The 14,744-nt window shown below is 53.4% G+C and carries 12 protein-coding genes and 1 other RNA gene; 8 read left to right on the top strand and 5 right to left on the bottom strand.

Features of this window, described 5'->3' with window-relative positions:
- Positions 1-88 precede the first annotated feature (88 nt).
- Positions 89-502, top strand: a transfer-messenger RNA (tmRNA) gene (ssrA, locus tag VB712_RS14220).
- A gap of 47 nt (positions 503-549) precedes the next feature.
- On the opposite strand, the gene VB712_RS14215 is transcribed toward ssrA, so the two are convergent.
- From VB712_RS14215 to VB712_RS14205, 3 genes are all read right to left on the bottom strand, one after another.
- A complete protein-coding gene (locus VB712_RS14215) occupies positions 550-966 on the bottom strand; it encodes a cupin-like domain-containing protein (protein ID WP_323256066.1) in 417 nt (138 codons plus the stop codon).
- Positions 967-1,240: 274 nt separating this feature from the next.
- Positions 1,241-2,011: a Uma2 family endonuclease gene (locus VB712_RS14210; RefSeq protein WP_323255819.1), complete on the bottom strand. Its 771-nt coding sequence runs from the start codon at positions 2,009-2,011 to the stop codon at positions 1,241-1,243.
- Between the two features lie 126 nt (positions 2,012-2,137).
- Complete coding sequence (locus tag VB712_RS14205) at positions 2,138-2,731, bottom strand: Uma2 family endonuclease (protein ID WP_323255817.1); 594 nt, start codon at positions 2,729-2,731, stop codon at positions 2,138-2,140.
- A 254-nt stretch (positions 2,732-2,985) separates the two neighbouring features.
- On the opposite strand from VB712_RS14205, the gene VB712_RS14200 reads away from it, so the two are divergent.
- The 4 genes from VB712_RS14200 to VB712_RS14185 all read left to right on the top strand — a co-directional run bounded on the left by VB712_RS14200 (position 2,986) and on the right by VB712_RS14185 (position 6,657).
- On the top strand, positions 2,986-3,180 hold the full coding sequence (locus VB712_RS14200) for a hypothetical protein (RefSeq protein WP_323255815.1): 195 nt from the start codon (positions 2,986-2,988) through the stop codon (positions 3,178-3,180).
- 106 nt (positions 3,181-3,286) lie between these two features.
- Positions 3,287-4,642 carry an OB-fold nucleic acid binding domain-containing protein gene (locus tag VB712_RS14195; RefSeq protein WP_323255813.1) on the top strand — a complete coding sequence of 452 codons (1,356 nt, stop codon included), beginning with the start codon at positions 3,287-3,289 and terminating at the stop codon, positions 4,640-4,642.
- 4 nt (positions 4,643-4,646) lie between these two features.
- Positions 4,647-5,828, top strand: coding sequence for a M20 family metallopeptidase (locus VB712_RS14190; RefSeq protein ID WP_323255812.1), 1,182 nt, complete (start codon positions 4,647-4,649; stop codon positions 5,826-5,828).
- 340 nt (positions 5,829-6,168) lie between these two features.
- Positions 6,169-6,657, top strand: coding sequence for a hypothetical protein (locus tag VB712_RS14185; RefSeq protein WP_323255810.1), 489 nt, complete (start codon positions 6,169-6,171; stop codon positions 6,655-6,657).
- Between the two features lie 117 nt (positions 6,658-6,774).
- Here VB712_RS14185 and VB712_RS14180 read toward each other — a convergent pair whose 3' ends face one another.
- Together VB712_RS14180 and VB712_RS14175 are read right to left on the bottom strand one after the other, a co-directional pair.
- Complete coding sequence (locus VB712_RS14180; RefSeq protein WP_323255808.1) at positions 6,775-8,718, bottom strand: sensor histidine kinase; 1,944 nt, start codon at positions 8,716-8,718, stop codon at positions 6,775-6,777.
- Between the two features lie 255 nt (positions 8,719-8,973).
- Positions 8,974-9,408 carry a peroxiredoxin gene (locus VB712_RS14175; RefSeq protein ID WP_323255806.1) on the bottom strand — a complete coding sequence of 145 codons (435 nt, stop codon included), beginning with the start codon at positions 9,406-9,408 and terminating at the stop codon, positions 8,974-8,976.
- A gap of 149 nt (positions 9,409-9,557) precedes the next feature.
- Here VB712_RS14175 and VB712_RS14170 point away from each other — a divergent pair, with 149 nt between their 5' ends.
- From VB712_RS14170 to VB712_RS14160, 3 genes are all read left to right on the top strand, one after another.
- The gene (locus tag VB712_RS14170) at positions 9,558-9,947 is read left to right on the top strand and encodes an Npun_F0494 family protein (protein ID WP_323255804.1); all 390 of its coding nucleotides are present in this window, start codon (positions 9,558-9,560) and stop codon (positions 9,945-9,947) included.
- Complete coding sequence (cobQ, locus tag VB712_RS14165) at positions 9,944-11,428, top strand: cobyric acid synthase CobQ (protein WP_416236357.1); 1,485 nt, start codon at positions 9,944-9,946, stop codon at positions 11,426-11,428. Before VB712_RS14170 ends, cobQ begins: the two co-directional genes overlap by 4 nt.
- Positions 11,429-11,538: 110 nt before the next feature.
- On the top strand, positions 11,539-14,703 hold the full coding sequence (locus VB712_RS14160) for a hypothetical protein (RefSeq protein ID WP_323255800.1): 3,165 nt from the start codon (positions 11,539-11,541) through the stop codon (positions 14,701-14,703).
- Positions 14,704-14,744 lie beyond the last annotated feature (41 nt).

Genomic DNA, 14,744 nt, shown 5'->3' with positions numbered 1-14,744 from the left:
AATATTGGTGGGTTTTGCGTAGGATGAACGATTTTGGGGGCTGGTCTTGGCCTAACGGGTTGATTTGATCTATACTGAAGGGACATACGGGGCCGTAACGGTTTCGACGGGTTGGTGAAAGCCGCCCTGTGATGCAGGTCGAGAGCGAACTCCCTCTCGTAAATCAAGAGTTCAAAACAAAAAGTAACTGCGAACAACATCGTTCCTTTCGCTCGTAAAGCTGCACCTGTTGCTGCTTAATCTTCAAACCGGCCCTCGGGCTATTTAGGATTAAAACGAGTATTCATTAGTTGACTCCGTTAACGCTAATGAATAACCCCTAACGGATATGCCCGTGGCGTGCATCTGGTCACAAAACGGTGCGAGAACCCTACTAGAGACTCCGTGCTTACCCGGAACAATTGGTAGCTCCCGCCTTGAGGATTAGAAAGGATAAACCTGTGAATGAACAGAAGGTCAATAGCCAGTTCGGACAGCAGTTCGACTCTGCTCGGCTCCACTTAAAAAGATCCCCCCTGCCCCCCTTAAAAAGGGGGGTTCTTTTTTTGCTTAAAGTTTGAGTCGCCATTGGTGGAGTTTTTGGGGGCGATCGCCACTCACCAAAGCCTTAATTAATTCCTTGAGCAGATGGGGAATGGCCAGAAGGCTACCGAGATGAACGCGCCATTTACTCCAAGAGGTGAGGCCTCGCCCTAGGGGGACGTGCCAGAACCGATTCACCGAACAGGTGACATCCTCTGGAGTATAGAGGGCATCCCCCCTTTCCAGGAGAACATCGTAGCGGTGATTGAGGGCTTCCTGAAGGCGGGGGAATTGGTCAAAATCCGGCTGATCGGGGTAAACGCGGCTATGGCCGGCCCGGAGTTTGGGGCCATGGATCAGTTGTTTAAATAGCGAGAAGGGGTAAAGGTTATAGAGTTGGGAGGGAGGAAAGAGAATGACCCGCTTTGCGCCGTGGAACTGCATTAACACGATAAAAACTCGGGAGCTTGGTAGCCCCGTCTCTTTAGATCGGGGCGGAAAAGCGACTCGGCGGCTTTAGCCGCAATGACTATGATAGAATGGTATCACCTTCTCTATGACCCAAATGAAAGGGGCTTAACATCCCGTGAGGGCAGACTTGCATCATGCAGAAATGTCGGTAGCAAAGACGTTTCATTGGCGAGAGACAAAAGGTGGTTAAAGGAAAATAAGTAAAAGGAAGCCTTCGGGCAACCTATAGAGGCGTATTTGACTTCGCCTAAGAGTCCGACTTGTCGGAAGTTCTGAAATCCCTCCAGGGAATCCCCGTCTCTTTAGAGCGGGGACTAGTCAAATCCCCCTCCAGTTCCCGCAATCGGGCTTCTAAGGCCTGAAGACGGGCCTCAGCGGTTTCTGCCCGTTGGCGTTGGCGATCAGCTTCCTGGCGTTGGCGTTCGGCTTCTTGGCGTTGCTGTTCGGCCTGTTTCGCCAATTCCGTCGGGGTCAAAAACCGTTGACCATCGGGCCGGTAGATGGTGAACTGGTCTGTTTGGAGTTCAAAGCGAATCCCTAACCGGGGACTGGTGAAGTTTTCCGGCTGTTCAATGACCTCTAAAACACCGGCTTGATTGCGCATCCAGCCATGAAAATCAAGGCGATCGGGGTCGAAAACATAATATTCTTCAACCCCATAGCGGTTATAAAATTGTTGTTTTTTAGCCATTTCCTTGAGGCGATTACCAGGGGAAAGGACTTCAAAAACAACTTGGGGCGGTAGATCCGCCTCTTCCCATTGTCGATAGGAGCCGCGCTCTCCTTTGGGTCGTCCGATGGCAACCATCACATCAGGGGCTTGTCGGAGTTTATTGTTGCCTTGTTCGGGATACCACAGTAAATCTCCAGCGACGAAGATATTCGGATCAGCATCGAAAAGAATTTCTAAATTTTCTTTGATAACGACAATCCAACGAAATTGGCGGGTATTATCAGCCATTGGATTTCCATCAGAATCGGGGTAGATAATAGTGGAAGTTTGAGCGGCAGTAACCATGGTTGAATCGGGTGAAATTGCCTAGAATTTGGATAGGGAAGCGGACTAAAGTCCGCACTACGAACGTTTTATGAAGGTTTTTCGTAATGACTTTAGTCGTTCTACCGAAGCGGACTAAAGTCCGCACTACGAACTATGGTTATCTTCCTTGGGGGTTAGATCTAATGTAGCGTAGATTTCGCTCAGGGGGGCGTTGAGGTTGAGGCTTTCGATAGAGGCGATCGCCTCTATCCCTGCATAGGTACTTAACAACCAACGCTCGCCTTCGACACGGTGAAATACTTCCACCATATAGGCTTGGGAACTGACTAAAACATAATCTTGTAAACTGGAAATCTTACGATAACATTGGAACTTTTCACCCCGATCAAAGGATTCTGTCGAGGGGGATAGTATTTCAATAATTACCTGGGGTTGATCAACATAGTGCAGAGTCCGATCATCATTGGGATCACAATTCACCAGTAAATCTGGATAAAAAAAGCGCCGCCCTTGCTCAATCCTGACCTTTAAATCTGTGAAGTAGGTGCGACAGGGAGAGTTTTGGAGAGCGTTACGCAACAGCAGGTAAAGGTTGCCAACAATCAAATTATGGTCTTTACTGGTTCCTGCCATGGCGTAAACTTCGCCATCTATGTATTCATGCTTGATCTGGCTCTCCAACTCCATCGCTAGATATTCATCCGGGTTGAGGTAATGATCAGACTTGACAGCAATCATGGCTTTTTGTAGTTATTAGTTACTACAAATGAGTTTAGCACAGCACAACTGCACTAATAGTCTCAATTCCCCGATCATTTTTCCCGCCGCCTCCGGCTAACGTCCTCCCCACGGCGATCCATGGGCGATCGCCTCCGCCCCGTCATGATTCCCCCTTAAAATCCCTGTTTTGTGCTCTAGGCAGCATCACCACAAGCTAGACTAGGGTAAGGTGAACACAAAATGTAAAATTTTGTAACCCATTGGAGGTACAAATGCCTAACACAACCATCCCATCTTTTGCCAACGACCAAGAAGTTTGGGCCAGCCTCAAAGAGGCGATCGCCGCCAGTTCTGGTTTCGGCCGCTGGCAAAACCTCAAGGCGGCCACTGATGCCCCTTTTCCCACCAGCCTCGACGATCAAGTCACCTCCTACCTGCGGGAAACCCTCGCCACCTTAGCCTACTAAGAAGCCTACTCGGATCAATCCCAGCAATGGGTCTGCTGTCGTCAATCGGGACATTGATCATTTTGGTGTGAGGAACCCGATTACGCCCTTTCCCAACATTTAATCCATGGTTAAAATTATCCAGCGTCGCGCCCTGCCCCCCCAATCGGTTTACGATCTCGGGGTTGTGCGCGATCATAACTTTTTACTGGCCAACGGCACGGTTGCCGCCAACTGCTTCAATAAATCCCACTCCACCGCCTACGCCTACGTCACCTACCAAACCGCCTATCTCAAGGCGAACTATCCGGTGGAGTATATGGCGGCGTTGCTCACCAGCAACAGCAGCAATAAAGATAAAGTCGAAAGCTATATCAACACCTGCCAGCGGATGGGGATCAAAATTGAACCCCCGGATATTAACCGCTCTGATATTGACTTTACCCCCGATGGCGAGGCGATTTTATTTGGCCTCTCCGCTGTGCCGAGTTTAGGGGAGGGGGCCATTGAGAGCATTTTACAGGCGCGGGAAAAAGCTGGGGGCAAATTTAGCTCCTTTGCGGATTTTTGCTATCAGGTGGATAATCGCGTTGTGAATCGTCGTTCTTTAGAAACGTTGATTAAATGTGGCGCGTTTACGGCCTTTAGCACCAATCGTAATCAACTCCTGGAAAGTATTGATACGATGCTCGCTTGGGCCCAACAGCGCAGCAAAGAGCGGGATAGCGGCCAAATGAATCTGTTTGGCCAGATCCTCGGCGGCGCAACCAACGAATTTGATGCGGCCCCGGGCCTTCCTGATGTGCCGGATCTCCCAGCGGCGGAAAAACTGAAGATGGAGAAGGAACTTTTGGGTTTCTACATTTCCGAGCATCCCCTCGATGGGATGAAGCCAGCGATGAAACTGCTGGAGCCGGTGAATTTACTGGATTTGAGCAATTATAGCAAGCGCACACCCTTGAGTGCGATCGCCGTGGTGAATACGATTCGGGTGATTAATACCAAAAAGGGCGATCGCATGGCCTTTTTAGGGTTAGAAGACCGCTCCGGGGAGGCGGAAGGGGTGATCTTTCCCCGCACGTTTGAATTACTCGAAGCCTTGATTCAGGAAGATATGACGTTTATTTTTTGGGGGAAAGCCGATCGCCGCGATGATAAAGTGGCGCAATTGCTCATTGAAGATGCGGAACCCGTGGAAGCGGCGCAAATGATTCTTGTGGAACTCACCCCCCAACAGGCCAGCAATCCCCAAGCCCATAACACCCTATGCAGTATCCTCAATAGCCACAGTGAAGGGGAGAAAAAACAAGCCAAAGTCCCCATCGTGGCGGCGATCAGCAATGGCCAAGACCGCAAATTCATTCGCTTGAACCGCAAATTTTGGGTGAATAGCCCAACGATGGCGATCGCCGACCTCCAAAAACACCATTACCACGCCCAAGCGCAACCCCTGATCCCCCAACGATCTCCCCAGACCGTCTAACCCCATGCTCACCGAAATTAAAGACCTCACCGCCCAACTCACCCCCCGCCTCATCGAAATCCGTCGCCACATCCATGCCCACCCGGAACTGAGTGGCCAGGAATATCAAACGGCGGCCTATGTGGCGGGGGTGCTTTCCTCCTGTGGGTTGCAGGTGGAGGAGGCGGTGGGGAAAACGGGGGTGGTGGGCCATTGGCCCGGAGCGGGAACCGATGAGCGGGTGTTGGCGATTCGCACCGATATGGATGCGTTGCCGATTACCGAGCGCACCGGCCTGCCCTATGCCTCCCGGCAGCCGGGGGTGATGCACGCCTGCGGCCATGATATTCATACGACGGTGGGTCTGGGGACGGCGATGGTGTTGGCGCAATTGGGGGAAAAGTTACCGGGAACGGTGCGGTTTTTCTTTCAACCCGCTGAAGAAATTGCCCAAGGGGCGGGGTGGATGGTGCGCGATGGTGTGATGCGGGAGGTGTCCCATATTTTGGGGTTACACGTTTTCCCCTCCATTCCGGTGCGATCGCTCGGTATTCGCTACGGGGCCTTAACGGCAGCGGCGGATGATTTAGAAATTTTTATCCAGGGGGAATCGGGCCATGGCGCAAGGCCCCACGAAGCCACCGATGCGATCTGGATTGCCGCTCAGGTGATCACCACACTCCAACAGGCCATCAGTCGGACGCAGAACCCCCTGCGGCCTGTGGTGCTGACCATTGGCCAGATCAGCGGCGGCCGCGCCCCCAATGTGATTGCGGATCAGGTGCGGTTAGCGGGAACGGTGCGATCGCTCCATCCCGAAACCCACGAAAAACTCCCCGGTTGGATTGAAACCATTGTCCAAGGGGTCTGCCAAACCTATGGCGCGAGGGCAGAGGTCAACTATCGGCGGGGCGTGCCTTCGGTGCAAAATGATCCCGGTTTAACCCAACTGATCGAACAGGTGGCGGTGGAGGCTTGGGGGCGCGATCGCGTCCAAATCCTCCCTGAACCCTCCCTCGGGGCAGAAGATTTTTCCCTTTACCTCCAAGAGGCCCCCGGTAGTATGTTTCGCCTTGGGGTAGGCCACCCGGATCAGGCCAATCCCCCCCTCCATCATCCCGAGTTTGAAGCCGATGAGGGGGCGATCGCCACTGGGGTTGTCACCCTCGCCTATGCCGCCTGGCAATATTGGCAGCAGCGGCTTTAGAGCACACTTTCAGCCCTCACCCTAAACCCCTCTTCCAGGGTGGACTACTAAGTACGCATAAGCATGAAACCCTTTCCTAGCATTGATTTCAGCGACTTATAGCTTCTCTCAATAAATCTGGTTTATTGAGAGAAGCTAACGACTTATCAAGATTCTCAATCGTGAAATTTTGGGAAAATTAGGTTAACGATCAAGTTGTGTGTACGTAGTAGCAAACTGTGAGAGAGGGGTTGGGAGTGAGTGCTGACTCTAGGATTGATCTAGGATCGCTGTATGACACTTGCACTTCTTTAAAAAAATACCTATAGTGATCCTAAGATTTTCAACAACCCAAATAACTATGAGTAATTTACCTCAAGACGCGGTAGAGGAATTATTTGATAGAGTTGCACATCGATACTTTGAGCTTTCTCTTCCTGATGAACCCACATCAAACCAAAAACTAACTTATCAAAAGCAATTAGATAAAATTGCCAGAGAATTTATTCGTATTCAAAGGAATTTATCTGATCGGTCTGAACAAAAGTTTTTTGCTCTCTATTTTGCTGGAACGATTCGCTTCAATCAAGGAAAGTATCAGGCTGCCTATCGATATCTCACACAAGCTAAACAGCTTTATCCTGAGAAAGCTTATATATTTATGGATATGTATGCAGGATGTGTACATATTATTCTGAGTCGTAAAGAACAGTATGTAGATGCAATCAATGCAGCGCATAATTGTTTTCGTGAAGGCATTCTAGCGGCAAAGTCTAATGCCGATCAAGAAACGTACCAACGTATTCAAGAAGCATATGAATACTTTTTTAATCAAAAGTGTCCTTTCTAGATTCTAACCGGGTGCATCCCAGTTTGCACAATTTGTCCACTCTGAGAGAAGCCGCTTCGTGTGTACATCCCCACCTCCCCTTCGCCCATTTTGGGAGAAGCGGCGGGGGGATGAGGGCTAGGCTTCGAGGGGAACCGCCACAAAAGCCCGTTTAATCGGGATATCAAGGATAAATGTTGCTCCCGCGCCGGGTTGAGATTCGCAAATCATCTGGCCGTTGTGGTTTTCCGTAACAATTTGGTGACTAATCGATAGCCCTAAACCCGTACCTTTGCCGACGGGTTTCGTGGTGAAGAAAGGGTCAAAGAGGCGCGATCGCGTCGTTTCATCCATCCCCAAACCATTGTCCGCAATGGCCACACGCACCCAATACCGATCCCAAAGGGCTGTGGTGATCTGAATGACACTGGGTTTTACCTTTTGTTCAGTAAAGGAGCGGTCACGATCGCGCTCTTCGAGGGCATCGAGGGCATTGGCCAGGACATTCATAAACACCTGATTGATCTGCCCTGGGTAACATTCCACCAGGGGAATCTCCCCATAATCCCGCTGGATATGGATGGCGGCACGGTCGGGCCGGCTCTTGAGGCGATGGCCGAGGATGCTAATCGTACTTTCGAGGCCTTCATGGAGATCCACCTCTTTATAATCCGCCTCATCCAGGCGGGAAAAATTCCGCAGCGATCGCACAATTTCCCGCACCCTTTCCGCCCCCGATTTCATCGAATTCAATAACCGGGGTAAATCTTCGGCAATAAAATCCACTTCGAGATCTTCAATTTCTCCCCGTAAATCCGTTGGGGGATCGGGGTAGCAGCGTTGGTAGGCCGCAATCCCGGTTAGGAGGCTATCGGTATATTCTTGGGCCGGTTGGAGGTTGCCGTAAATGAAGTTAATCGGGTTGTTGATTTCGTGGGCCACCCCTGCCACCAATTGGCCCAGGGCAGACATTTTTTCACTTTGCACCAATTGCAATTGGGTGGATTGGAGGGCGTTGAGGGTTTCTTGTAATTGGATTTCAGCAGCTTCGGCCCGCTGGCGATCGCGGGTTTCCTGCATCAGCCGCTCGTTGGTTTCCGTTAGTTCAAGGACTTTGGCTTCCAAATCGTGGTAGAGGTGTTTTAAATGATCCTCCGCCCGATGGCGATGGCTCTCGGCTTCATTGAGGGATTTGGCTCCCCAGAGAATCGTTGCACCCATGGCCAGCACACTGGAAACGGCAAACAGGGCTAACCCCACCTCGGAGGCATAAAACTGATGACGGTAGCCCGTTAACACCAACCAACCGAGGGCAAGAAGAACAAATGTACCATTGAGTAAGAATTGCCGAGCCATGATCCCCCCGGCGAGGGGCGAGGTGAGAATGGCCTTGATGCCGCGATTGGGGCGGGCGAGGAGGATGCCAATGGCGAGGTAGAAAAAGGCGATCGCCGTATGCACCGCCATTTTCGTATAGGCCCCAACCCCATAAAATTCTGAGGTGTTGTAGGCATAGCCCACCAACCCCAGGCCGGCGATCGTCCCAAAGGCCAGGGTCAACCCCTGCACTAGACCCACGGGGGAACGGCGGTAGGGAAAGAGGGTGAGGGCAATCCCCAGCAGGATAAAGTTAAATGCAGTATTGGCGGCCATCCGGCCGGGGTTGGCGGTTCCCACGGCGGCGGTATTGTCGAGAAAAATGGCTTCGTCAATGCCGAAATTGACATTGAAGAGATATTGCGCCAGCGAGAGCGCCCCAATCATCACCACCACGCCCCCTAAGCCGGTGGCGATGATGGTATGGTGACGACGGCGGCGGGGCAGGCAAAATAAATAAAGGGATAACCCACTGGCCACAAATCCCAGGGCCGTATTCACCTTCATACTCACCCAGATCGGCAGGATGCTTTTGAGGAGGGCCAGATCAAACATCCAACCGAATAACACCGCAATCCCCGTGAGGGCAATGGTGGCACCACAAAAGCGCGATCGCGCTAAGTTGCGATCGCGCCACCGACGACTCTGAGCTAGGGAGCGTAAGCGAGCAAAGCCGTTGAGTTGTCCTGGTTGCCAAAACGCCACGGGCCAAATCCTCAAGCTGTAAAGTGTAGCCGCAACGCTAACAACTTTTCAAGGGATCGACAATGGTATTGGTCAGGGGATCTTGATAATTTTAGATAGCTGACGCTTTGGGGAGTGGGTAGTGGGTAGTGGGTAGTGGGTAGTGAGGGAGAATGTTAAATATTTCTCTCTTCTCTATGCTCTTTCCTTCCCCGGAGGAGCCGGATTCAAAGTCCCTCTCCCGACCTAAAAGAGGGATTGAGGGTGAGGGAAGACTTAACCCAAACTGGCTAAGACATCTTCGGCGTGGGTGGCGGTTTGTACCGCTGCATCCACATGGCTGATCACGCCATTGGCATCGATGATGTAGGTGACTCGTTTGGCATAGCCGCCGCCATCCACATCGTAGGCTTGAGTAATCGCCCCATCTACATCGGTGAGCAGTGTAAAGGGCAGACCATATTTTTCTTTAAATTTCGTGTGGGAAGCCTGATCATCTCGGCTCACCCCTAACACCACCATGTCTTTTTCTTGATAGGTGGTGTAGTTATCCCGGAAGCTCTGGGCCTGTTTCGTGCAGCCGGGGGTGTCGTCTTTGGGGTAAAAATACAGGACGACAATTTTGCCCGCGAAATCACTGAGGGAGACCGTATTGCCTTGGTCGTCGAGGGTGGTGAATTGGGGTGCGGTAGTGCCAACAGTTAAAGCCATAATTTTCGCTTGTGAATCCAAGGTTCTAAACATTCTGCCTCCTGATTTTAGAAGATTCCGCTCCGGGTTGGGAATTGCGCCCCGTTACCCTCGGCCGCTCTGGGTGGGATCATGGCACAATGGTCTCTGAGATCCCCCCCCATGGAGCGATGAACCTATCCACCGCCGTTGTTTATCCCCCCAAAACCTGCGATCGCGCCGCCCGCGCCCTGCGCTGCTCCCCCTTCACCATTGCCCTCCTCCTGGCCATGGAAACCGCCGGTATTCCCCTCCAAGCCCTGACGGGTCAGGCGGCCATGGCTCAAGGCTACACCCGCAAACCCCTGTTAGATGTGTGGGCAGAAAGTGAAATGTTGTGGTTGATTCAGGTGGGGTTGGTACGTCGAGAAGTCGATGGCCAGGGCATTACCGATAGTTTCCGCCTCACCCCCTTGGGGCGGCAATTTAGCCAAGATTGGCAACAGCAGGGGATTCCGGCGGCCAGTTGGGGCGATCGCCTCCTCAACTTCCTCCAGCGTTGGCTGCGGTGGCCCGCATGAAAGCGATCATGGTAGTGGGAACCACCTCCCACGCAGGCAAATCGATGTTAGCTACCGCCTTATGCCGCATCCTCAGTCGGCGGGGCAAACGGATCACCCCCTTTAAGGGGCAAAACATGGCCCTCAATGCCTACGTGGCCCCCTCCGGCGGCGAAATGGGCTATGCCCAGGCGGTGCAGGCCTGGGCAGCGGGGATCAGTCCTTGGGTGGAAATGAACCCGATTTTGCTCAAGCCCCAAGGGGACAGTACCTCTCAAGTGATCATCCGGGGCAAGGCCGTCGGCACAACCACCGCTGCGGCCTACTATGAACAATATTTTGAGCGGGGTTGGCAGGCCATTACCGAATCCCTCCACCGATTAGCGGCGGAATTTGATGTCATTGTCTGTGAAGGAGCGGGCAGTCCAGCGGAGGTCAATCTCAAGCACCGCGACCTCACCAATATGCGCGTTGCCAAATACCTCAACGCGGTAACGGTTTTAATTGTCGATATTGACCGGGGCGGTTGCTTTGCCCATGTGGTGGGAACGTTGGCGTTATTAGACCCCGAAGAACGCGCCCTGATCAAGGGGATTGTGATTAATAAATTTCGGGGACAACTGTCGATTTTGCAGCCGGGGATTAATTGGTTAGAAGAATATACGGGCATTCCCGTCTTGGGTGTGCTGCCCTGGAGCGAGAACCTACTCCCGGCGGAGGATTCCCTGAGTTTGTTGGAGCGCAAAGCCAGGAAGGATCAGCAGGAGGTGAGCCTAGCGATTATTCGCCTCCCCCGCATTGCCAACTTTACGGATTTTGATCCCCTCGATGCGGAGCCGACGGTGGGGGTGAAATATGTGGGGTTAGAGGATCGTTTAGGCTATCCCGATGCGGTGATTTTACCCGGCTCAAAAACCACATTAAGTGATCTCAAAGCTCTCCATGACAGTGGTATGGCCAAGAAAATTCAAGATTTTGTCGCCGCTGGGGGAACGGTGTTTGGGGTTTGTGGCGGCTTCCAAATGTTGGGCGATCGCATTGCCGATCCCCAAGGATTAGAAGGAGAAGCGGGGGAGCAAATCGGCTTACAGTTATTGCCGGTGAAAACGACCATCACCCCTGATAAAGTCACCCGCCAACGCACCTGTTTATCCCACTATCCCCACGAAGGGCTAGTGGTGGAAGGCTACGAAATCCACCAGGGCCAAACCCAATGGCTCACCCATCGCCGCACCAAACCCGTCGATCTCCCCCAAGCCCTCTTTGATGATCTCAGCTTGGGGATGGTGGATGCTAGCCATTCCGTATGGGGCTGTTACCTCCATGGCATTTTTGACAATGGCCCCTGGCGACGCACCTGGCTCAACCATCTCCGCCAACGGCGGGGGCTGCTCTCCCTCCCGACCGGCGTTCCCAACTACCGAGAGCAACGGGAAATCATGCTCAATAGCCTTGCTAATTTGGTGGAAGAGCATCTCGATCTCACACCGATTTTAGGTTGATGGGTTCGTACTGTGAATTGGAATCCGCTCCCTCAACAGTGGGTTAAAACTGTTAGCACCTTCACTATCAGAGAGCATCAAACCGAGATTTTGATCCGACCGCGACAGGCATGATTGGACAACGTTGGTATACGACCCTGTGGAGCACAGCAACGGCCCAGAAGTTAACCCAGTTATTGCTGTTGTCTGTCACGATCGCCACCCTCAGCATTATGGGGCTGGTGGTGGGGAGTTCGTTGTTTTTAACAACGGTGGGGCCCCAGGGGTTGCCGGTGGCCTATGTGGCCATGGGCATTGTCTCCCTACCCATTTATCTCGGCCTCTCCCAAATTGTCGATCGCATCGATCGCCCTCGGTTGGTGCGCAGGGTCTTGGGGATGGCGATCGCCCTAACCCTCCTCCTGCGCCTCCTGTTATGGTGGGGCAAAAATCCGGGGCATTGGCTCGATTACCTGCTTTACATTGGCTTTTATATCCAGTGGATTTTGCTGTTGGAGGTGCTCCTCCCCAGCTTGGTGACGGACTATTTCACCAGTTTAGATTGGAACCGCTATGCCTCCTGGCTACGGATGGCGATGGCGGTGGGGGGGGTCATCGGGGGCGGCTTGGCCACGGGGTTGGCCCGTTGGTGGGCGACGGTGGATCTGCTCTGGATCTTGCCCCTATTGGCGGCATTGGCAGCGGCTCAGGTGTGGGGGATGGAGCGATCGCTCCATCCCATCGAAAACCCCAAGGATGAATCAACCCCCGAAGGGCCCCGCCTCAGTTGGGCCGCCCTGGGGGCCTATCCGATTATTGTCTTTCTCGCCGCCAGTACATTCCTCTTCATCCTGCTTTACTGCATGGCGGAATACCTCTACTTCGCGGTGTATCTCGATTACTTTGACATTAGCGCCGCCTCTCCCCAGGAGAACCGCGACGAACTCACCCAATTCATCGGCACAGTGCGGATGATCAATAATGTGATCCCCTTCGTCGTCCTCTACTTGGTGACACAACCCCTATTGAATTATTGGGGCGTGGGCGTGATGAACCTGGTCTATCCCCTGCTGACGTTGGGGGCCTTTGGGGGATTAGCCTATCAGTTCACGCTACCTTGGGCATTGTGGGCCAATGTCAATAACGATGGGTTAGATGATAGCCTCAACCAACCCATCCATAGCCTCAATTACAATGCTGTACCCTACGGTTGGGTGGGCCAGGTGCGGGCGATTAGTAATGGTTTGGCCTATGCCTTGGGGTTGGCGGCGGCGGGGTTGCTGTTGATGGCGGCCCAATGGGGGCTAACCCCGCCCCAAATTGCCCGTGGGGGAGTGGTGTTAAGTGGTGTTTTTGTTCTGGTGCGCTACGGCATGGGCCGCAGCTATGTGCGATCGCTCCTGCAAATGTTGCGTACCGGCAGGGTGCAATGGGAGGAAGTGGGGGCAGGGATGGGCCGCCTCCCCAAACAATACAGTGGCGAGATTGATGAACTCCTCACCAGTGGCGATCGCTCCAGTCAAATCCTCGGCCTTGCCCTCGCTACCCGCCTCCACAATCCCCAGAACTGTTTCCCAGAAGTAGAACCCCTCCTGGCCACCGCCGATCCCGTCTTACGGCGCAACCTGATCCGCTTTTTTTCCCAAAACCCCCACCCCACCCTCAGCCATTACCTCTACCGCCATTTAGAGAGTGATCATCATACAGGAGATGGCCATTCCTCCCACCTACCGCTGATTCTCGAAGCCCTCCTCGCCCGCCGCTCCCCCCTCAATGCGGCCCAATTGACCCGGCTTTTGGACTGCCCCGATACCACTGTCCAAGCCCTCGCCTGTGTTGCCGTAGCTGCCCAGGACAATACCCAGTTTGCCCCCCAATGTCAGCGGATTTGGCAAGATCCCCTCAATGAACAGGAGCGGCTGACGGTGATTGGGGCCATTCGCCATACCCGTAATCCCCGCTTGATTCCGATTGTGCAGCAGTTGCTCGCAGAAGGTTCTGTGGAAGTGGTGCGGGCGGGGTTGGAAACCTTAGCCCGGTTGGCGCGGCCGGGGGAAACGGCCTTAGTGGCCTTGGTGGAGCGGGAATTAACCACGTTTGACCCTTTGGTGCGGGCCATTGCCCTGCAATTGGTGGGGGTGTTGCAGAATCCGCGTCTGCTGTTGGATGTGGCGGTGGGCTTAGAGCATGAATCCTTGGCGGTGCGGCTCTGGGCGGCCCAAGCTTTGGGGAACTATGGCAATAAAAGCTTGCGGGTGGCGAAGGTGTATTTAGCCTCACGGCGGTTTGAGGTGGTGGAGGCGGCGATCGCCGCCATTGGCCGGATTAATAGCCGCCAAGCCAGTGATACCCTCTACGACTTCCTGCGCCCCGATTACCAGCGGGCCGCCCAAATCCAGCAATGGCTCTTGCAACTCCCCGATGATCAACCGATTTGGCGGGTGGTGCAGGTGATGTTAGCCGATGCCCAGGAGCGGATCATTGCCCGCGTCTTTGCGGTGTTGCGGGCGATGGATCGGGAAGGGTTGCTCCACCGTTTGGAAAAGGCCCTCCATGATGGCGATCGCCGTCGCCGGGCCAATGCGATCGAAACCCTCGCCGCCGGCCCCCTGCGGCGGTTTATCGTGCCGATTATGACGCTGTTGGAAACGGAAGATCGCCTCAGCCCTGCCCCCAACGCCAATCTCCTCACCAAACGGGGGCCATTAATCGAAGCCCTTTTAGCCTCCGATGATCGCTGGTTGCGGGTGGCGGGCATTTTTGTCCAATCCCAACAGCAACAACCCCTGCCGGAGGCCCTTCTACAGGATCCCAATCCCCTAGTACAACGGTTAGCGATTTCCCTTCAGGATGGCCAACAAACCACCCTCCCCGATGAAGATTGGTTTTTAAAACAACTGCTATTTTTAAAAACCCAATCTTGGCTGCAATCCCTCTCTTTAGATGAATTGGAAACGATTAACTGGGCCTTTAATCAGCGAGATTTTCGAGCCGGGGAAGTGATCTGTGCGCCCCCAGAGGATCAATCCGCCAAGGTTAATCCCCACCACCAACAGCTTTACCTCATCTATGATGGCGATGTGCTGCTGGCCTCCCATGGGGTGATTTTGACCGTGGGGGAAGGGTTTGGCGTGATGCACCTGTGGGAGGATACGGCGGTGCAGTTTAAGGCCATTGCCCATACGGAATGTAGTTTGCTCTCCCTCTCCCGGGCCCGCTTTAATCGCCTCGTGGATCGCTGTCCCCGGCTTTTGGGCTGTATTGCCCAGGTCGCAGATATTACGGAACTACTTTGATCCGACATCAGAAAAACCTTGTGTTAGCCTTAAAGACAATG

It is taken from the genome of Spirulina sp. CCNP1310, from assembly GCF_034932185.1.
GTDB lineage: Bacteria > Cyanobacteriota > Cyanobacteriia > Cyanobacteriales > Spirulinaceae > Spirulina.
Note: the sequence above shows the minus strand (reverse complement) of the source record. Positions and strands in the feature narration are given on the sequence as shown.